The following is an 18,200-nucleotide window of genomic DNA, read 5'->3' as shown; positions in this document are numbered from 1 at the left end:
CTCCCTGCCTTCGCTCTTTGCCCCCTACTTTCGCTCGTTCTGGCGGCATTCCAGGGCAGGTTGCCGGCAAACCGGTTGTTGCCCGACAGTCGCCTGACCAACCTCGCGGCACTTGCTCGTCCGATGCCCAGGAGCGCCGCGCACAGCTGGCTGGTGCTGATCGTTTCAGGCGCCTGTCTCGGCGCCCTCTTCGCCATCGCCTGGTGGGAGAGCGGCGGGCCGGCGCGCGCGACGGGCGGCCGCCGGCCTAGTGGTGGGGAGCGTTCGCCTATGCCCTGACGCTCACGATCCACAACACCTCGTGGAGCTTCTACGGCTCGGTCGGCCGAGCCGCCACGAGAAGGGGGGATTTCCTGCCGATGTATATCGGTCCCACGCTTCTGCTCGTCTTCGGCCACCCGTTCTCGCCAGGTGATCGCCATCGCCAAGGCGCAGAACGTCTCGTCGATCTCGGAGTTCATCGCCGCGGGCTATGGCAAGAGCCAGGCCGTCGCCACGCTCTTGGCACTCGCCGCCCTGGTCGGTGTCCTGCCCGATATCGCGCTGCAGCTGACGGCCGTCGGCGCCAGCTTCGACATCCTGACCACCACCCATCCGGATCATCCCGGGACGGCAGATGCCATCTGGCGGGACAGCGCATTTGCGGTGGCAGCGGCCATGGCGGTCTTCAGCATCGTCTTCGGCGTTCGCCACATCAATGCCGGCGAGCACCATCGCGGCCTGATGCTCGCCATCGCCTGCGAGAGCCTGGTCAAGCTCGCGGCCTTCGTCGGCGGCCTGTCGGCGGCGACGGGCATGATCATCGTCGCGGCGGTGTCGCTGAGCACGATGCTCTGCAACGACGTCGCCATGCCGCTCCTGCTCCGCATGGGCTCACTGGCGCCCTGGACTTCCAGCGGCGACGTCTCGCGGGTCCTGTTGCGCATCCGGCGCGGCGCCGTGATCGGCGTCCTTCTGCTCGCCTACCTGATGCATCGCGTCGTCGACCGCGACTATTCGCTCACCCGGATCGGCCTTGGCTCCTTCGTCGAAACACCCTCATCCCAGGCATTGCGCCGAGACCGGGGGACGGAGTGGAGCATCGGCTCTGCGGCTCGGCCAAAAGCCCGTCCCGGCGAGGAAGCCGCTGCGGCAGCGCGAAGCGGCGCATGCAGGACGGCTGCGGCTCATGGCCGGCGTCGCCTTGGGAAAGATGTCGGGACGCGATCACCTGCCTCGCAGCGCCGTGCCCGCGCGCGGCGCTGGTAATCAGTACGTACAACTGAAGGGATCGCCTATCCAAAGGTGTGAGGACGGCGTCTTCCTCGCGGCGATGGGCTCTCCCGATCCTTATGTCCGCCAGCTCGACGGCATGGGCGGCGGCGTCTCGTCCCTGTCGAAGGTCTGCGTCGTCGGCCCGGCCAGCGTGCCCGGCGCCGATATCGACTACACCTTCGCCCAGGTCTCGGTGGTGGACCGGACGGTCGACTACGCCGGCAATTGCGGGAAGATATCGCCGGCGATGGGCCGTTCGCGATCGACGAGGGACTGGTTCCGAAGCCTCCCGATGGCGAGACGATCGTCCGCATCCACAACACCAATACCGGCAAGATCATCGCGGCGCATGTCCAGATGCGCGATGGCGAGGCGGAGGTCGACGGCGATCTCGAGCTCGATGGCGTCGCGGGGCGCGGAGCACCGATCCGCCTCGACTTCCTGGAGCCGGGCGGCGCCAAGACCGGCCGCCTCCTGCCGACCGCAAAGGCGATCGACCTGATCCAAGTGCCCGGCCTCGGTGTCGTCGAGGCCAGCATCGTCGATGCCGCCAACCCGTTTGCCTTCGTGCTGGCGGACGCGCTGGGTGCAAGCGGAATCGCGCTGCCCAGGGCAATCGCCGTCGCCGCTCGCACGCCCGGCACCGTCGCCAACCGCATCGTGGGGGATGGCGGCGGAGCCGCGATCCGGATCGGCCATCCCTCCGGCACGATCACGGTCGATGCCGATGTCGTGGTCGAGGCCGGCCAGGCTCACGCACGCAGCGCCTGCGTCTATGGTTCGGCACGCCGCCTGTTCGCCGGCGAGGTCTACGTCAGTCAGTCGACATAGCGAAGGGTCAGATCGCCATCGACGCGGACGGGCTGAAAACAACGTCCGCGACCATCGCCCCGTGGCGCTGGTGTCGCTCGTTCAGCGCTCGGAAAAGCGCCTTGCTGACTCCTCTTGACCCGCGCCGGACAAAGGCGTGTCGCGCGTTCCGCGCAACGTCCCGGCCGATTGCCGCACCATTTCCGCGATCTCCAGCAGTTGCTTTGCCAACGGGCTGGTCTTGCGCCAGACCATGCCGATCGTACGGGAAGGCTCCGGCGTCCTGAAATGCGAGATCGCGACCGAGGCCGAGCGCGTCTCGACCGCCACGGCCATTTCAGGGATCAAGGTGACCCCGAGGCCCGCATCGACCATCTGCACCAGCGTCGACAACGAGCTGGCATCGAGCAGGTCTCGCGATTGCACCGTGCGCGGCTGCGTGTTGCAGAACGACAGCGCCTGCTCGCGGAAGCAATGTCCTTCCTCCAGCAGCAGCAGCCGCATCTCGCGCAGGGCGTCGCGATCGGGAGCCGGCTTGCCCTCGTCCACACGCGGCCGCACGAGGACGAAACGCTCGGTGAACAACGCGATTTCCGTCAGCGACGGCTCGGACACCGGCAGGGCGACGATCGCCATGTCGAGCCGTCCCTCGTGCAGCTCTTGGACCAGCTTCGGCGTCAGCGTCTCCCGCACATTGAGGTCGAGCCCGCCATGCTGGCGCGTAAGGTCGCCGATCAGTCCGGGCAGTAGGTAAGGTGCCACCGTCGGTATCACGCCGATGCGCAGCCGCGTGACCAGTCCGTCGCGCGAGGCATAGGCATAGCCTTCCAGCTCGTCGAGCGAGCGCAGCACATCTCTGGCGCGCGCCGCGATCTCCTCGCCGAAGCGCGTCAGCCGGACCTGGCGCCGGTCGCGCTCGAACAGCCTGCCGCCGAGCTCCTCCTCCAGCGCCTTGATCTGTTGCGACAAAGCCGGTTGCGAGATCGCGCAGGTTTCGGCCGCGCGGCCGAAATGGCCGTGCCGTGCCAGCGCCTCGAAATAGCGAAGCTGCTTGAAAGTCAGGTTTGTCATAATTGCAGCTTATCGTCACGATCGGAAAATCGGAATTAAAATAATGAAACGGCCCTGCTAAGACCCTCGCAGCAGCCAGCCCAGCTCGGAGACAGACATGAACGCGAAGACTGAGGACAGCACGGGCAAATGCCCCGTTGCCCATGGCGGCGGCGGCCGGCAGAATCACGACTGGTGGCCGAATCGGCTACCCGTCGAGCTGCTGAGCCAGCATTCGGCCAAGTCCAATCCGCTGGATCAGGCCTTCGACTATCGCGAAGCCTTCGCCAAGCTCGACTACGCCGCGCTGAAGAACGACCTGCGCAAGCTGATGACCGACTCGCAGGATTGGTGGCCCGCGGACTTCGGCCATTACGGCCCGCTGTTCATCCGCATGGCCTGGCATAGCGCCGGCACCTATCGCCTCGCCGACGGGCGTGGCGGCGGCGGCCGCGGCCAGCAGCGCTTCGCGCCGCTCAACAGCTGGCCGGACAATGTCAGCCTCGACAAGGCGCGCCGCCTGCTCTGGCCGATCAAGCAGAAATACGGCCAGGCGATCTCCTGGGCCGACCTGATGATCCTGACCGGCAATGTCGCGCTGGAGACGATGGGCTTCCGCACCTTCGGCTTCGCCGCCGGCCGCGCCGACACCTGGGAGCCGGACCAGGACGTGTACTGGGGCCGCGAGACCACCTGGCTGGGCGGCGACCTGCGCTACGCCGATGGTTCGGAAGGCGTCGAGAAGCCTGCCGGCGAGGCCGTCCTCGTCGCCGATGACGACGCCGACGGCAAAGTGCATTCGCGCAATCTGGAAAGCCCGCTCGCCGCGACGCAGATGGGCCTGATCTACGTCAATCCCGAAGGGCCCGACGGCAATCCCGACCCGCTGCTCGCCGCCAGGGACATCCGCGACACCTTCGCCCGCATGGCGATGGACGACGAGGAGACCGTCGCGCTGATCGCCGGCGGCCATACCTTCGGCAAGACCCACGGCGCCGGCCCGACCGACAATGTCGGCGTTGATCCCGAGGCCGACGGCCTCGAAGCGCAGGGCCTCGGCTGGCACAACGGCTTCGGCTCCGGCAGGGGCAGCGACACCATCACCAGCGGCCTCGAGGTCACCTGGACCCAGACGCCGGCGCAGTGGAGCAACTTCTTCTTCGAGAACCTCTTCGGTTTCGAATGGGAGCTGGAGAAGTCTCCGGCCGGTGCCCATCAATGGGTCGCCAAGAATGCCGAGGCGATCATACCGGACGCGCACGACCGCTCGAAGAAGCGCAAGCCGACCATGCTGACGACCGACATCTCGCTGCGGGTCGACCCGGCCTATGAGAAGATCTCGCGCCGCTTCCTCGAGAATCCGCAGGCCTTCGCCGAGGCCTTCGCCCGCGCCTGGTTCAAGCTGACCCATCGCGATCTCGGCCCCCGCTCGCGCTATCTCGGTCCGGAAGTGCCGAAGGAAGAGCTGATCTGGCAGGACGTCGTGCCGGCGGCCGACCATCCGCTGGTCAACGCCGCCGACGTCGCGGCGCTCAAGGAGAAGATCAGGGCCTCAGACCTCTCCGTCTCCGAGCTGGTCGGCACCGCCTGGGCCTCGGCCGCGACCTTCCGTGGCGGCGATAAGCGCGGCGGCGCCAATGGCGCCCGCGTTCGCCTTAGCCCCCAGAAGGACTGGGAGGTCAACCGGCCGGCCCAGCTCGCCAGGGTGATCGAGGTGCTCGACGGCATCCGCCGCCAGTTCAACAAGGAGGCCGATGGCGACCAGAAGGTCTCGCTGGCCGACCTGATCGTGCTGGCCGGCAATGTCGGCGTCGAGCAGGCGGCGAAGGCCGCCGGTCACGACGTCGAGGTGCCTTTCACCGCGGGCCGTACCGACGCGAAGCAGGAGCAGACCGACGTCCATTCCTTCGCGGTGATGGAGCCGGCGCTGGACGGTTTCCGCAACTACCAAAAGCCGGGCGCCAAAGTGCCCGCCGAGGTGGCGCTGATCGACCGCGCCCAGCTGCTGACGCTGACCGCGCCGGAGCTGACCGTGCTGATCGGTGGCTTGCGCGCCATCGACATCAATGCTGACGGCTCCAAGCACGGCATCCTGACCAACCGGCCGGGCGCGCTGACGAACGACTTCTTCGTCAACCTGCTCGACATGGGCACGCAGTGGAAGGCGATCTCGGAGGCCAAGGACGTGTTCGAGGGCACCGACCGCAAGACCGGCGCCGCCAAGTGGACCGGCACCCGCGTCGACCTCGTCTTCGGCTCGAACTCGATCCTGCGCGCCCTCGCCGAGGTCTATGCCAGCACCGACGCCAAGGAAAAGTTCGTCAAGGACTTCGTCGCGGCCTGGACCAAGGTGATGAACCTCGACCGCTTCGACGTCGCCTGACGCGGAGGAAACGGGCAGCCCGGCGTGATCGCCACGCCGGGCGCAAAAGGGTGGCCGCGCCCGCAAAGGGCGCGGCACATTCCTCAATGTAAGTGGAGAAGAGATTCAAGAGCAGAATTCATAAGATCTCTCGAAACGGCAGATCGACCGAGATGCCTGTCAGTATCGCTAAGCTCGATCTTCATCGCCGAATACAGCGCAGTCGCCTGCTATAGCGAGCAAGCCATAGCTTCAAAATTCGTTCATGTTTCCTGTGGTCAGCTCTACGAAGGGCGACACCAAGGAGAGAAACCATGAACCGACGTTCATTCATCGTCGCACTGTGTGGTGGACTCGCCGCGAGCGCCGCGGGTGTGAGTCTGGCGAGCGCGCCGGTCGCCGCCGCCTCGCTTGCACCGGAGAACGCGGCCCGGCTCGACGCGGCTCCCGCCGAGTTCAGCCAGTACTGGCGCCGTCCGCGCCGTCGCCGGACGGTCTGCTCGGTCCGACGCAACCGCTACGGCCGTCGCGTGCGCGTTTGCCGGACCGTCTATTACTGACGACATCGCCCCGGCCATAAGGGCCGGGGCGCTCCCCCGTCTGACCCAACCGCACCAGGGTAGGATCTATGTCGCGGCGGCGACATCCGCCCTATCATGACCATGGGTCATGATAGGAGCCGCGAGCATGAACCATATTGCAGGGATTGCCGCCTTCGCCGGATTTGCGATCATCGCACTGCCGGCGCAGGCGACCGAATGGATCGGGCGCTGGGGCGCGCCGGGCTGCAGCGCCGACGACACGGTGATCGGCCTCGGCTCCAAGGAGCTTGACTTCTCGACATTCGAGGCGAGTTGCCGAACGCTGCGCGCTGAGCGCCGGCGGGATGTCTACGAAATCGCCGGGGAATGTCATGGCGAAGGCCGGCCGATGCGGGTCGTCTTCACCGTCCGTGTCGATGGCGACACGCTCTCCTTCATCCGCCAGCGCGGCTTCGATTTCAGCCCAAAGCGTTTCCGTCGCTGCCGCTGACACCACCTCGCGGCCCGGCCTGCGCATCGTCATCCTGCAGCACACGCCAGGCTGCGCCGTCGAGATCGGCGTATTGGCCGCTGCGCATGCACCAGAAGAAGGCACCGAGCCCGGCAAGGCCGAGGCCGAGCGCCAGCGGGAAGAGGATCACGATGATGTTCATGATTGCGCCTCCCCCGCTGCACGGGCGCGCAGGGCGTTGAGCGTCACCACCAGCGAGGAGCCGGACATGGCGACGGCGGCGACCAAGGGCGTCGCCAGCCCGGCGATGGCGATCGGCACCGCGACCGCATTGTAGAGCACGGCGAACCAGAGGTTCTGCAGCATCAGCCGACGCGCCCTGCGGGCGATCGTCAGCGCCGCAGCCACCGGCGCCAGGCTCTCGCCGAGGAAGACGATGTCGGCTGCCGCCTGCGCCAGATGCGTGGCGCTGACCGGCGAGAGCGAGACATGCGCGCCCGCCAGCGCCGGCGCGTCGTTGAGCCCGTCGCCGACCATCAGCACCTTATGGCCATCAGCCGCCATCTTTTCGAGCAAAGCGAGCTTGTCGCCCGGCAGCAGGCCGGCATGCAGCTCGGTCACGCCGAGCTCGGCAGCGATCGGCGCCACCGCCTCGAAGCGGTCGCCGGAGAGGATCGCGACCGGAAGCCCGGCCTTGCGCAGAGCCGCGATCGTCTCGCGCGCCTGCGGGCGCAGCGCCTGCCCGAGCGCCAGCACGGTGCGGAAGGAGCCATGGCGATAGGCGATCAGCGAGGCGCCGGGATGCAGCGCCGCGACCATGGCCGCCTCGGACTGCGCGCCGCAGAAGGCGACGCTGCCGAGACGGCATTCATTCTCGCCCTTTCCCACGCAAAGACCTTGCCCTTTCTCCTCGTGCACATTCTCCGCCGCACGCGAAACGCCGAGCGCGCGTGCGAGTGCCTGCGCCAACGGATGCCCGCTCGCCGCCGCGAGCGCGCCGATCTCGGCTCGCCGCTCGGCCGGCAGGGCCTCGGGATTGAGGATCTCCGGCTCCGGCAGGGTCAACGTCCCGGTCTTGTCGAAGACGGCGATATCGGCCTCGGCCAGGCGCTCCAGCGCATCGCCCTGCTTCAGCATGATCTTGCGCCTGAACAGGGCGGAGGCCGCGACGACCTGCACGGCGGGGATGGCAAGGCCGAGCGCACAGGGGCAGGTGATGATCAGCACGGTGACGGCGATCATCAGCGCTTCCGGCCAGGACAGGCCGAAGGCCAGCCAGCCGAGGAAGGTCGAGGCCGCCAGCGTGTGCACCACCGGGGCATAGAGCCGCGCGGCGCGGTCGGAGAGGCGGACATAGCGCGAGCGGTTGCCGACCGCCTGGTCCATCAGCCGGTCGATCTCGTCGAGCAGAGTGCCCTGCCCGGCCGCCTTGACCCGCACGGTCAGAGTGCCGGTGAGGTTCAGCGTGCCGGCATGGACGCGCTCGCCCTGCCCGATGGCGACCGGTGCGGTCTCGCCGGTGACGAGGCTCTGGTCGAGCTCGGAGCGACCGGTCTCGACAATGCCGTCGACGCAGACGCGCTCGCCCGGCCGCACCAGCACGACATCGCCGGGCGCGATCGCGGCGATCGGCATCACCGTGGTGCTGCCGTCGGCGGCGAGCCTCGTCGCAGTCTCGGCTTTCAGCGCAGCGAGATTGCCGGCGAGATCGCGGGTGCGCCGGCGCATCAGCTGGTCGAGATAGCGCCCGATCAGCAGGAAGAAGAGCAGCATGACCACGCCGTCGAAATAGGCGTGGCGGCCATGGTTCCAGGTCTCGGCGACCGACATGACCAGCGCGAGGACGACGCCGATGGTGATCGGCACGTCCATGTTGACGGCTCCGGCCTTGAGCGCCCGAAGCGCGCTCTCGAAGAAGGGCCGGCCGGCATAGGCCGCGGTCGGCAGCGCGATCAGGGCGGAGAGCCAGTGGAAGAAGTCGCGCGTCGTCGGGTCGATATCACCCGCATTGCCGGACCAGACCGCGACCGAGAGCAGCATGATGTTCATCGAGGCGAAGCCGGCGACGCCGAGCGCGCGTAGGAGATAGCGCTCCTCGCTCGCGGCTCCCTCCTCCTCCCGCTCCGGCGCGAAGGGATAGGCCTTGAAGCCGAGCGCGGCGAGCTTCTCGAGCACCGCTTCGGGCCGCAGCATTGCCTCGCGCCATTCGACCGAGACGCGCTTCAGCGCCAGGTTGACGCGGGCGCCGAGAATAGCCGGCTCGCGGGCGAGCCCGCCCTCGATCGCCTGCATGCAGCCGGCGCAGCGTATTCCGTCGACCGCCAGCTCCATGCTCGCAATGCCATCGTCGCGATGGCGCACGAAGACCGAGAGATCCTGCGCCGCCATCTCAGCGCTCCAAGGTGACGCGGCTGCGCGAGACGAAGACGACCTCCTCGCCGCGCCTGGCCTGCAGTTCGAGGATCCAGGAGCCGGCTTCGATCGTCTTGAAACCGGCTTCGTAGCGCCCCGGCCGGCTTTCGCTCAGCGCAAGATCATGGTCGCGCGCGGAGGTCGCAGGGTGGCGCAGGCGTGCGCTGGCGGCGAGGCCAACGAGCGGCCCGCCGCTGCGATCGGCCAGGGTGACGGTGAGCGTTGCGCCCTCGCTTTGCCGGGCCAGCGTCGTGGAGGCGGACCAGCCGCGCGCATCGCGCTCGTGCTGGCGGGCGATCTCTTCGTTGAAGCGCTGGCTCGCCTCATAGGCGCTGCGGGTCTCGACGCCCGGCATGGTCCGCAGCGCCATCGTCAGGATAGTCGCATTGACCGAGACGATAACGCCGAAGAACAGGATCAGCATGGCGGCGACCATGCCGCCGGTCAGCTGGAAAGGTTGGCGCGGAGCAGCCGGAGCCGGATTCTCATAGGGCATGATGATGACTCCGCAGCAGCTCATCGATGGGTCTCCGGCGCCATGAAATGGTCGTCGGCTCGCACCGTCTCGCCGGCAAAGAGATCGGAAGCGGTGATGGTGATCACCTGCGAGGCCACGAGCGGCACGCCGACCGGGACGGTGACGAGCACGCGCACCTCGCGCGAGGAATCGGGATCGACGGTGACGACTGGCCGAAGATCGGCACTCGGCGGGGCTCCGATCGCCTCGATCCTGATGCCGGGCAGGCCGGAGACGGTCAGGGCGAAGGGCCGATGCTCCGGACGCTTGTTGAGCAGGCGCACCGCATAGGCGTTGCGGATCGACCCGTCGCTCAGGGTGACGAACAGCGGGGAGCGCTCGTGCAGTACGGAGATGCCGGCGGTGCTGCGGGTCGCGAGCTGCCAGAGCATGGCGCCGCCGACGACGGCGATCAGCGCCGCATAGACGAGTGTGCGCAGGCGCACCGGCCGGTAGATCGTAGAATGCCCGGCGAGCCGGCGCTGGACATTGCCGTCCGTGTCATAGGCGATCAGCCGCGTCGGTCGGCCGATCTTGGTCATCACCGTATCGCAGGCGTCGATGCACAGGCCGCACTGGATGCAATCGACCTGGGCGCCGTCGCGAATGTCGATCCCGGTCGGGCAGACCGCGACGCATTGGAAGCAGTCGATACAGTCGCCCGCCGGCGCGCCCTGCGCCTTGAGCTTCGCTGCCTGTTTCACCGAGACCCGCGGCTCGCCGCGATCATAGCGATAGGTGACGTTGAGCGCTTCGTCGTCGGTCAGGGCCGCCTGGATGCGCGGCCACGGGCACATATACTTGCAGACCTGCTCGCGCATGATCCCGGCGAGCGTGTAAGTGGTGAAGGTCAGGATCGCGATCCAGACATAGGCCGAGAGCGGGGCGGTGAAGGTCGCAAGCTCGCGCACCAGGGTCGGCGCATCGGCGAAGTAGAGCACCCAGGCGCCGCCGGTCCACCAGGCGATGATCAGCCAGACCGCATGCTTGGCGGTCTTGCGCCAGAGCGTGTCGAAGCTCCAGGGCTCGGCGTCGCGGCGCATGCGCTCGCGCCGGTCGCCCTCGAAGAAGCGCTCGACCGCAAGGAAGAGATCGGTCCACACCGTCTGCGGGCAGAGGTAGCCGCACCAGACCCGGCCGGCGACCGCATTCATCAGGAAGAGGACGAAGGCAGCCAGGATCAATAGGCCGGTGAAGTAGTAGACCTCCTGCGGCCAGATCTCGATGAAGAAGAAGTAGAAGCGGTTGTTGGCGATGTCGGCCAGCACCGCCTGATCGGGCAGATAGGGGCCGCGATCCCAGCGCAGGAAGGGCAGGAGGTAGTAGATGCCCAGGCACAGGAGGAGGATCAGCCACTTCGCGCGCCGGAACGGCCCCGACACGCTTTGCGGATAGACCTTCCGCGACGCCGCGAAGAGCGGGATGTCGTCCTGGTCGGTCTCGGCGGTGCTCACGCTACTGCCCTCCCCCGAGGGAGTGGACGTAGACGGTCAGCGCCTTGATCGTGGTCTCGTCGAGACGTCCGGCCCAGGCCGGCATCACCCCGTTTCGGCTGTTGGCGATGGTCTCGGTCAGCGAGGCCATGTCCATGCCATAGAGGCTGATCGCGTCGGTGAGGTTGGGCGCACCCAGCTCCTGATTGCCCTTGCCCGCAGCGCCATGGCAGGCGGCGCAGTTGTCGGCGAAGACCTTGCGCCCGAGCGGCAGATCCGCCTTCGGCTCGGTCGGCAAGCCAGCGAGCTCGCGGACATGGCTGGCGACGGCTGCGATCTCCTCGCGCTTCAGCACGCCATCGCGCCCGAAGGCCGGCATCTGGCTGACGCGGGTGTCGTTGTCGCCGGCAACGCGAATGCCATGGCGGATCGTCTGCTGGATCGCTGCGGGCGAGCCGCCCCAGAGCCAGTCGTCGTCGTTGAGATTGGGATAGCCCTTGGCTCCGGCGCCGCCGACGCCATGGCACGCCGCGCAATTGTCGCCGAAGGCGGCCTTGCCCTGCGCCATCGCGATCTGGAACAGGGTCGGATCGGCCTTGATCTGCGCAGGCGTGGCGTCGGCCATGCCGGCGGCCTGCGCCGCACGCTGCGCCTTGAGCCTGGCCATGTCCGCGCTGATGTCGGTGCGACTGGCGTAGCCGATCACGCCTTTGGTCGCGTCGGTCAGCAGCGGCCAGGCCGGATAGACGATCCAGTAGCCGATGGACCAGACGATGGTGGCGTAGAAGATGCCGAGCCACCAGCGCGGCAGCGGCGTGTTCAGCTCGCGGATGCCATCCCATTCATGCCCGGTCGTGCTGTAGCCGGTGGCGGCATCGACATTGGGATCGTCGTGCTTCTGGTCCATCGGTCAGTCCTCGCGCAGCGGGTTGAGCGCGGCTTCTTCGAAACGGGCGCGGTTCTTCGGCCAGAAGGCGTAGACACAGACCCCGAGGAAGACGGCGACGAAGTAGAGGAGCCCGGCGGATTGGGCGAAGCCGGCGAGCCAGTGATAGGTGGTTTGCATAGGTTGGCTCAGCGGATGTTGGCTTTGTCGTCGTAGAGCTTGAAGTCGACCATCGTGCCGAGCGCCTGCAGATAGGCGATCAGGGCGTCGGCTTCGGTGATGCGCTGCGGATTGCCGTCGAAATCGCGCGACTGCGCCTTGGCATAGCGCTTCTCAAGATCGGCCTGGCCGGGGTGATCCGGCGTCGCCTGCGCCTTCAGATCGGCCTGCGCCTGCGCGATCATCTCGTCGCTATAGGGCACGCCGCCGGCGCGGTTGGCGCGCAATTCGTCGGCGATGTCGCCGAACGCCAGCTCGGTCTTCTCCAGGAAGGGATAGCCCGGCATGATCGACTGCGGCACGATCGCGCGCGGCTCGGCCAGATGCGCCCGCTGCCATTCGTCGGAGTACTTGCCGCCGACGCGGGCGAGATCCGGCCCGGTCCGCTTCGAGCCCCATTGGAACGGCTTGTCGTACATGCTCTCGGCCGCGAGCGAATAATGCCCGTAGCGCTCGACCTCGTCGCGCAGCGGCCGGATCATCTGGCTGTGGCAGTTGTAGCAGCCCTCGCGCACATAGATGCCGCGGCCGGCGAGCTCGAGCGGCGTATAGGGCCGCATGCCCTGCACCGTCTCGATCGTGTTCCGGAGGTAGAAGAGCGGCGCGATCTCGACCAGGCCGCCGATGGAGATCACCAGCAGGACGCCGATGACCAGGATGATCGAATTGGTCTCGAAGATCTTGTGCTTGGCCCAGAGCGAACGCCGCGGAGCCTTGTGTTCGATGCTCGTCATGACGGTCCTCAGGCGGTAGCGAACTGGCCGGACGGCAGCGCCGGGGCTTCCGGCATCTCGGAGGCGGCCTCCGAGCGCACGGTCATCCAAAGATTGAAGGCCATGATCAGCGCGCCGAGCAGGAAGAGCGCGCCGCCAAGCGCCCGGATCACGTAGAACGGGTGCATCGCCGCGACGGTCTCGATGAACGAGTATTCGAGGAAGCCGAGCGAGGTGTAGGCCCGCCACATCAGGCCCTGCAGGATGCCCGAGACCCACATCGCCGTGATGTAGAAGACGATGCCGAGCGTCGAGACCCAGAAATGCCAGCTCACCAGCGTGAGCGAGTAGAGCCCCTTGCGGTTCCACAGCCAGGGCACGAGGCAGTAGATCGCACCGAAGGAGATGTAGGCGACCCAGCCGAGCGCACCGGAATGGACGTGGCCGATGGTCCAGTCGGTATAGTGCGAGAGCCCGTTCACCGCCTTGATCGACATCAGCGGCCCCTCGAAGGTCGACATGCCGTAGAAGGCGAGCGAGACGACCATCATCCGCAGCACGGGATCGGTGCGCAGGCGGTCCCAGGCCCCCGACAGCGTCATGATGCCGTTGATCATGCCGCCCCAGGAGGGCATCCACAGCATGATCGAGAAGGTCATGCCGAGCGTCTGCGCCCAGTCGGGCAGCGCGGTGTAGTGGAGATGGTGCGGGCCGGCCCAGATGTAGATGAAGATCAGGGCCCAGAAGTGGATGATCGAGAGCCGGTAGCTGTAGATCGGCCGCTCGGCCCGCTTGGGCACGAAATAGTACATGATCGCGAGGAAGCCGGCGGTCAGGAAGAAGCCGACCGCGTTGTGGCCGTACCACCACTGGAACATCGCATCCTGCACGCCCGACCACAGGCCGTATGACTTAGGCGACAGGATCGATACCGGCACGGCGACATTGTTGCCGATGTGCAGGACCGCGATGGTCACGATGAAGCCGAGATAGAACCAGTTCGCCACATAGATGTGCGGCTCCTTGCGCTTCCTGAGCGTGGCCAGGAAGACCAGGAGATAAGCGACCCAGACGAAGGTCAGCCAGAGATCGGCGTACCATTCCGGCTCGGCGTATTCCTTGCTCTGGGTGATGCCGAGCAGGTAGCCGGTGCCGGCGATGACGATGAACAGGTTGTAGCCGAGCACCACGAACCAGGGCGAGAGATCGCCGGCGAGCCGCGCCCGGCAGGTGCGCTGCACGACATAGAACGAGGTGCCGATCAGGACGTTGCCGCCGAAGGCGAAGATCACCGCCGAGGTGTGCAGCGGACGCAGCCGGCCGAAATTGGTCCAGGGCAGGTCGAAATTCAGCCCGGGGAAGGCGAGCTGCAGCGCGATGATCAGCCCGACGGCGAAGCCGGCGATGCCCCAGACCATCGCCGCGACGGTCGCGAACTTGACCGGCCCCATATTGTAGTTGGGCTTGCCATCGATCTCCTGCGGCGGAGCCGCCGGAGAGCCGTCGAAGCAGCGATTGCCGATCACGATGATGCTGGCCACAGCCGCAGCCGCGCCGAGCAGGGCGTGGAAGGCGTAGCCGGAGTTCTCGGTCAGCGCGCCGATCAGGATCAGCGGCAGCACGCAGGCTCCCGCGATCAGCATCCCGATCATCTCGCCGACCGTCATTGCCCGGACAGGGCTCGTCGTCGCCGTCACCGCTGACTCCTGCTTCGTAGCAGGCGCTGGGATGCGCCCTCAGCAGGAGGCTTAGCGGCCGGTCCGACGGGAGGCTTTGATCCAGGTCAAGGGCAGGAACGGGACGGACTGCGGCCGGGCGGCGCAGCTCAAGCCGCGACCGCGTGCATCCGTTCGGGGTTCATCACGCGTACGCCGCCGGGCACGATCAGGATCGTCTTGTCCTTGGCGAGGCGGGTGAAGGTGCGGCTGACCGTCTCGATCGTCAGGCCGAGGAAATCGGCGATGTCCTGCCGCGTCATCGGCAGCTGTACCGTCACCGAGGGCTTGCCGAGCCTGGCCCAGCGCTGCTGCATGCCGAGCAGGAAGCAGATCAGCTTCTCCTCGGCGGTGCGGCGGCCAAGCAGCATCATCTGTTCATGGGCGAGCGTCAGCTCATGCGTCGCGAACTCGTGCAGGCGCTTGAGCAGATGCGGCTTGGCGTCCACCAGCGCCGTATAGGCCGCGCGCGAGAAGGCGCAGACCGCGACGTCGCCGATCGCATCGGCCGAGAAACCATAGGCGTCGCGCATGGCGAGCCCGAGGAAATCGCCCGGCAGCGCGAAGCCGACGACCTGGCGGCGCCCGTCGGACAGGAGCTTGTAGAGACGCACGACACCGGCAGTGACGTTGTAGACGCAATGCGCCTCGGAGCCTTGCGTGAACAGCGTGTCACCGGAGGCAAAATGCGTCGGCATCGCCAGTTGCTCCAGCAAGGCGAGCTCGTCGTCGGTCAGGGAGGCGCAGACGCTGACGAGACGGACCATGCAGGTGCGGCATCCGCTCTCGCCATGGGCGGCGGCGCTGCACGCCGAGGGCTGACAGTTCACGATCGCACCTTCCTGCTCATGCGCGGAGCTTACCGCATGCGCGAAAGCCGACAAAGCGCGCGCGCCGCCGCAGGGCTTCGGATTTGATCCAGATCAATGCGGCAACAGGCCCTGCGCAACGAGGTTGCTGCCTGGAAACTCGGGAGAGCCGCACGTGATGGGCGATGACATCTTCGAAGTCGCGCGCATCCTGCCTGATAGCGCCGACACGGTCTACGGGCTCGTCACCCTGCTGCATCCAGAGCTCACGCCGGATGGCTGGGCCGCCTTTGTGCGTGACCATTCGCAGGACGGGGCGCAGCCATCCGGCGTCTTCGCCCTGCGTGACGCGCGCGGCATGCCGCATGCCCTGTTCGGCTTTCGCATCGCGCGCAGGATCACAGGCGGCACGACACTGGAGATCTCCGAGATCGCGATGATGCGGCTGCCGGGAACCTGCCTCGTCGAGGCATTGCTGCGCTTCGCCAATCAACTCGCCGCGCAGCTCGACCTGCCGCGCATCGCGATCTCGCTGGAGCGCTCGGCCGCCTGGCCGCAGGATCACGACGCCCTGCAGCGCTGCGGCTTCCAGATCGATCGCGTGATGGTCCTCGGCCGCGCCCGGCTCGAGCCGGCGGCATGATCTGCGGGCGGCCGCGTCAGAGCCGCCATCGATTGGTCGCCCACCATGCAGCCGCCGCGAGGGCGACCATGCCGAGCGCGACAAGAAGCGCCTCGCCTATCGGGCCGGCTCCTTCCGTGCGTCCATGAAAGTCGCGAACCATGCGCCGTCGACGGCCTCCGTGGAGCTCTCGCGCTGTTCCGCCGTGATCCGGCACAGCAGCTCGATCTCTTCAAAGGAGAGATCGAAGAACGGCAGCAGCATCGGGTTGCCGACGATCGAACGATCGCTCTCGGCCGCAGCTTCGCCGCCCATGAACATCTCCCCCTTATGGCCACGCTCGACTCAAGTCCTCCGCGAGGCCGGCCGAGGCAACAGCAATCATGTCCCCTCCGCCACACCCAAATGGGGGCATGGCAGATATTATTGTTCCTCATGGTACTGATTTCGGCGAATTCGCATAGACCTTTCGGCACCGGCGCATCTTGAACCGCGCCGATCCCAGCGCCAGATGGCGCGGACGCCGGCCGTGCGGCGTGCCGTACCAGCCTGGAACTCGCATGCCTGCTTCTCTCGAACTCGGCCTCGACACCTTCGGCGACGTCACCGCCGGCCCGGACGGGGCCCTGCTCTCACATGCGCAGGTGATCCGCGACCTCGTCGAACAGGCGGTGCTTGCCGACGAGATCGGCATCGACTTCTTCGGCATCGGCGAGCATCACCGCGGCGACTTCGCGGTCTCCTCGCCCGAGACCGTGCTTGCCGGCATCGCCACCCGCACCAGCCGCATCCGCCTCGGCTCTGCCGTCACCGTGCTGAGCTCGGACGATCCGATCCGCGTCTTCCAGCGCTTCTCGACGGTCGATGCGCTCTCGAATGGCCGTGCCGAAGTCATCCTCGGCCGCGGCTCCTTCACCGAATCCTTCCCGCTCTTCGGTTTCGACCTCAGACAATACGAGGTGCTGTTCGAGGAGAAGCTCGACCTCTTCGTCGAGCTGATCCGCAAGAAGAGCGTGACCTGGGAAGGCAGCCTTCGCCCGCCGCTTCGCGACCAGCAAGTCTTCCCGCCGATCGAGAAGGGGGAGCTGACGACCTGGATCGGTGTCGGCGGCAGCCCGGAATCGGTGGTGCGAGCCGCGCGCTACGACCTGCCATTGATGCTCGCCATCATCGGCGGCCCGGCCCAGCGCTTTGCGCCCTATGTCCAGCTTTACCGCGACGCTATGGGACGGCTCGGCCATGCCGAGCGGCCGATCGGCGTGCATTCGCCGGGCTATGTCGCGGCGAGCGATGCGCAGGCAGCCGAGGAATTCTTCCCGGCTTACAAGGAGATGCGCGACCGAATCGGCGCCGAGCGCGGCTGGGGTCCGCTATCACGCGAGGAGTTCGAGCGGGAGGTTTCGGGCGGCGCGCTCTATCTCGGCTCGCCGCAAACCGTCGCGCGCAAGATCGTCGCGACGGTCAAGGCGCTCGGCCTCCAACGCTTCCAGCTCAAGATCAGCGCCGGCCCGTTGACGCAGGACAAGCTGCTGCGCTGCATCGAGCTCTATGGCCGCGAGGTCATCCCGATGGTACGCGAGCTGTTGGCGACCTGAAGCAGCCAGCAGCTCCTGTCACTTCCAGTCCGGTCGCCATTTGGCGAAGTCGGCCTTGGTCTCGGCATTGGCCGGGTAGAGGCCGAAGATGCCGCGCCCTTCCCGCACCCTCATCTCCACGAAATCCTCATAGGCGGTCTGCTCATAGGCTTCGGCCGCGACCTCGTTGGCGAGATGGGCCGGAATCACGCAGACGCCCTCGCCATCGCCAACGACGATGTCGCCGGGATAGACCGGCACGTCGCCGCAGCCGATCGGCGCGTTGATGTCGAGCGCGTGGTGGCGGATCAGATTGGTCGGCGCGCTCGGCCGGCTGTGATAGGCGGCAAAACCCAGCGCCGCTATCTCGGGACTGTCGCGGAAGCCGCCATCCGTGACGATGCCGGCGGCGCCGCGCTGCATCAGGCGCGTCACCAGGATGCCGCCGGCGGACGCCGCGCGCGCATCCTTGCGGCTGTCAATCACCATGACATGGCCGGGCGGACAGGTCTCGACCGCGACGCGCTGCGGATGCTGGGTGCCCTCGAACACGCTGAGATGGTCGAGATCCTCGCGCGCCGGGATATAGCGCAAGGTGAAGGCCTCGCCGACCATACGCGGCGCGTTGGCCGAGAGCGGGCGCACATCCTGGATGAACTGGTTGCGCAGGCCGCGCTTGAACAGCGCCGTGGTCAGGGTCGCGGTCGAGACGCGCTTCAGCTTCTCGCGATTCTCGGGGGTGAGCGCAGTAGCGGTCATGTCAAAGTCATCCTCTCGCGGCCGATAGTTGGCGCGCCATTCCAGAACCCGTCATCCCGGGCTTGACCCGGG

At 67.1% G+C, this 18,200-nt stretch carries 19 protein-coding genes; 7 read left to right on the top strand and 12 right to left on the bottom strand.

What is annotated here, in order from left to right:
• The first annotated feature begins 411 nt into the window (after positions 1 to 411).
• Positions 412 to 1,248 (top strand): hypothetical protein, encoded by an 837-nt coding sequence (locus BMZ69_RS10240; RefSeq protein WP_092156535.1) that lies wholly within the window; start codon positions 412 to 414, stop codon positions 1,246 to 1,248.
• Between the two features lie 231 nt (positions 1,249 to 1,479).
• Entirely contained in the window at positions 1,480 to 2,085 is a 606-nt protein-coding gene (locus tag BMZ69_RS10235; protein ID WP_210188010.1) for a PrpF domain-containing protein, read from the top strand.
• An 81-nt stretch (positions 2,086 to 2,166) separates the two neighbouring features.
• Here the strand turns inward: BMZ69_RS10235 and BMZ69_RS10230 are convergent, their stop codons facing one another.
• Positions 2,167 to 3,135, bottom strand: a complete 969-nt coding sequence (locus BMZ69_RS10230) for a hydrogen peroxide-inducible genes activator (RefSeq protein ID WP_092156534.1) — start codon at positions 3,133 to 3,135, stop codon at positions 2,167 to 2,169.
• A 97-nt stretch (positions 3,136 to 3,232) separates the two neighbouring features.
• Here BMZ69_RS10230 and katG point away from each other — a divergent pair, with 97 nt between their 5' ends.
• The 3 genes from katG to BMZ69_RS10220 all read left to right on the top strand — a co-directional run bounded on the left by katG (position 3,233) and on the right by BMZ69_RS10220 (position 6,508).
• A complete protein-coding gene (gene katG, locus BMZ69_RS10225; RefSeq protein ID WP_092156533.1) occupies positions 3,233 to 5,497 on the top strand; it encodes a catalase/peroxidase HPI in 2,265 nt (754 codons plus the stop codon).
• A gap of 293 nt (positions 5,498 to 5,790) precedes the next feature.
• Entirely contained in the window at positions 5,791 to 6,036 is a 246-nt protein-coding gene (locus BMZ69_RS31065; protein ID WP_139219023.1) for a hypothetical protein, read from the top strand.
• A 127-nt stretch (positions 6,037 to 6,163) separates the two neighbouring features.
• Positions 6,164 to 6,508, top strand: coding sequence for a hypothetical protein (locus BMZ69_RS10220; RefSeq protein WP_092156532.1), 345 nt, complete (start codon positions 6,164 to 6,166; stop codon positions 6,506 to 6,508).
• On the opposite strand, the gene ccoS is transcribed toward BMZ69_RS10220, so the two are convergent.
• From ccoS to BMZ69_RS10175, 9 genes are all read right to left on the bottom strand, one after another.
• Positions 6,477 to 6,671: a cbb3-type cytochrome oxidase assembly protein CcoS gene (gene ccoS, locus BMZ69_RS10215; RefSeq protein ID WP_092156531.1), complete on the bottom strand. Its 195-nt coding sequence runs from the start codon at positions 6,669 to 6,671 to the stop codon at positions 6,477 to 6,479. The genes BMZ69_RS10220 and ccoS overlap by 32 nt on opposite strands.
• Positions 6,668 to 8,857 (bottom strand): heavy metal translocating P-type ATPase, encoded by a 2,190-nt coding sequence (locus BMZ69_RS10210; RefSeq protein ID WP_092156530.1) that lies wholly within the window; start codon positions 8,855 to 8,857, stop codon positions 6,668 to 6,670. Before BMZ69_RS10210 ends, ccoS begins: the two co-directional genes overlap by 4 nt.
• 1 nt (position 8,858) lies before the next feature.
• Positions 8,859 to 9,401, bottom strand: coding sequence for a FixH family protein (locus tag BMZ69_RS10205; RefSeq protein WP_092156529.1), 543 nt, complete (start codon positions 9,399 to 9,401; stop codon positions 8,859 to 8,861).
• A complete protein-coding gene (gene ccoG / locus BMZ69_RS10200) occupies positions 9,398 to 10,852 on the bottom strand; it encodes a cytochrome c oxidase accessory protein CcoG (protein WP_092156528.1) in 1,455 nt (484 codons plus the stop codon). Before ccoG ends, BMZ69_RS10205 begins: the two co-directional genes overlap by 4 nt.
• A gap of 1 nt (position 10,853) precedes the next feature.
• Complete coding sequence (gene ccoP, locus BMZ69_RS10195) at positions 10,854 to 11,738, bottom strand: cytochrome-c oxidase, cbb3-type subunit III (protein ID WP_092156527.1); 885 nt, start codon at positions 11,736 to 11,738, stop codon at positions 10,854 to 10,856.
• 3 nt (positions 11,739 to 11,741) lie between these two features.
• A complete protein-coding gene (locus BMZ69_RS10190) occupies positions 11,742 to 11,897 on the bottom strand; it encodes a cbb3-type cytochrome c oxidase subunit 3 (protein ID WP_091837401.1) in 156 nt (51 codons plus the stop codon).
• An 8-nt stretch (positions 11,898 to 11,905) separates the two neighbouring features.
• Positions 11,906 to 12,670 (bottom strand): cytochrome-c oxidase, cbb3-type subunit II, encoded by a 765-nt coding sequence (gene ccoO, locus BMZ69_RS10185; protein ID WP_092156526.1) that lies wholly within the window; start codon positions 12,668 to 12,670, stop codon positions 11,906 to 11,908.
• 8 nt (positions 12,671 to 12,678) lie between these two features.
• Complete coding sequence (gene ccoN, locus BMZ69_RS10180; RefSeq protein WP_244543317.1) at positions 12,679 to 14,292, bottom strand: cytochrome-c oxidase, cbb3-type subunit I; 1,614 nt, start codon at positions 14,290 to 14,292, stop codon at positions 12,679 to 12,681.
• Positions 14,293 to 14,474: 182 nt separating this feature from the next.
• A complete protein-coding gene (locus BMZ69_RS10175; protein WP_092156524.1) occupies positions 14,475 to 15,131 on the bottom strand; it encodes a helix-turn-helix domain-containing protein in 657 nt (218 codons plus the stop codon).
• A 220-nt stretch (positions 15,132 to 15,351) separates the two neighbouring features.
• Between BMZ69_RS10175 and BMZ69_RS10170 the strand changes: the two genes are divergently transcribed.
• Positions 15,352 to 15,816 (top strand): hypothetical protein, encoded by a 465-nt coding sequence (locus BMZ69_RS10170; RefSeq protein WP_092156523.1) that lies wholly within the window; start codon positions 15,352 to 15,354, stop codon positions 15,814 to 15,816.
• 96 nt (positions 15,817 to 15,912) lie between these two features.
• Here BMZ69_RS10170 and BMZ69_RS10165 read toward each other — a convergent pair whose 3' ends face one another.
• Complete coding sequence (locus BMZ69_RS10165; protein WP_139219022.1) at positions 15,913 to 16,110, bottom strand: hypothetical protein; 198 nt, start codon at positions 16,108 to 16,110, stop codon at positions 15,913 to 15,915.
• Positions 16,111 to 16,355: 245 nt separating this feature from the next.
• Here BMZ69_RS10165 and BMZ69_RS10160 point away from each other — a divergent pair, with 245 nt between their 5' ends.
• A complete protein-coding gene (locus BMZ69_RS10160; protein ID WP_092156519.1) occupies positions 16,356 to 17,390 on the top strand; it encodes an LLM class flavin-dependent oxidoreductase in 1,035 nt (344 codons plus the stop codon).
• A gap of 18 nt (positions 17,391 to 17,408) precedes the next feature.
• Here the strand turns inward: BMZ69_RS10160 and BMZ69_RS10155 are convergent, their stop codons facing one another.
• Entirely contained in the window at positions 17,409 to 18,128 is a 720-nt protein-coding gene (locus BMZ69_RS10155; protein ID WP_092156517.1) for a ribonuclease activity regulator RraA, read from the bottom strand.
• Positions 18,129 to 18,200: the final 72 nt, after the last annotated feature.

The sequence above is a fragment of the Allobosea sp. CRIB-10 genome, from assembly GCF_900112185.1.
GTDB lineage: Bacteria > Pseudomonadota > Alphaproteobacteria > Rhizobiales > Beijerinckiaceae > Allobosea.
This window is presented reverse-complemented; position numbering and strand designations above follow the sequence as displayed.

Excerpts from the sequence above, each read along its gene's own strand:
- BMZ69_RS10230 (WP_092156534.1), bottom strand. The coding sequence starts at position 3,135 with ATGACAAACCTGACTTTCAAGCAGCTTCGCTATTTCGAGGCGCTGGCA.
- katG (WP_092156533.1), top strand. The coding sequence starts at position 3,233 with ATGAACGCGAAGACTGAGGACAGCACGGGCAAATGCCCCGTTGCCCAT.
- BMZ69_RS31065 (WP_139219023.1), top strand. The coding sequence starts at position 5,791 with ATGAACCGACGTTCATTCATCGTCGCACTGTGTGGTGGACTCGCCGCG.
- BMZ69_RS10220 (WP_092156532.1), top strand. The coding sequence starts at position 6,164 with ATGAACCATATTGCAGGGATTGCCGCCTTCGCCGGATTTGCGATCATC.
- ccoS (WP_092156531.1), bottom strand. The coding sequence starts at position 6,671 with ATGAACATCATCGTGATCCTCTTCCCGCTGGCGCTCGGCCTCGGCCTT.
- BMZ69_RS10210 (WP_092156530.1), bottom strand. The coding sequence starts at position 8,857 with ATGGCGGCGCAGGATCTCTCGGTCTTCGTGCGCCATCGCGACGATGGC.
- BMZ69_RS10205 (WP_092156529.1), bottom strand. The coding sequence starts at position 9,401 with ATGAGCTGCTGCGGAGTCATCATCATGCCCTATGAGAATCCGGCTCCG.
- ccoP (WP_092156527.1), bottom strand. The coding sequence starts at position 11,738 with ATGGACCAGAAGCACGACGATCCCAATGTCGATGCCGCCACCGGCTAC.
- BMZ69_RS10190 (WP_091837401.1), bottom strand. The coding sequence starts at position 11,897 with ATGCAAACCACCTATCACTGGCTCGCCGGCTTCGCCCAATCCGCCGGG.
- ccoO (WP_092156526.1), bottom strand. The coding sequence starts at position 12,670 with ATGACGAGCATCGAACACAAGGCTCCGCGGCGTTCGCTCTGGGCCAAG.
- ccoN (WP_244543317.1), bottom strand. The coding sequence starts at position 14,292 with ATGCTGATCGCGGGAGCCTGCGTGCTGCCGCTGATCCTGATCGGCGCG.
- BMZ69_RS10175 (WP_092156524.1), bottom strand. The coding sequence starts at position 15,131 with ATGGTCCGTCTCGTCAGCGTCTGCGCCTCCCTGACCGACGACGAGCTC.
- BMZ69_RS10170 (WP_092156523.1), top strand. The coding sequence starts at position 15,352 with ATGGGCGATGACATCTTCGAAGTCGCGCGCATCCTGCCTGATAGCGCC.
- BMZ69_RS10165 (WP_139219022.1), bottom strand. The coding sequence starts at position 16,110 with ATGGGCGGCGAAGCTGCGGCCGAGAGCGATCGTTCGATCGTCGGCAAC.
- BMZ69_RS10160 (WP_092156519.1), top strand. The coding sequence starts at position 16,356 with ATGCCTGCTTCTCTCGAACTCGGCCTCGACACCTTCGGCGACGTCACC.
- BMZ69_RS10155 (WP_092156517.1), bottom strand. The coding sequence starts at position 18,128 with ATGACCGCTACTGCGCTCACCCCCGAGAATCGCGAGAAGCTGAAGCGC.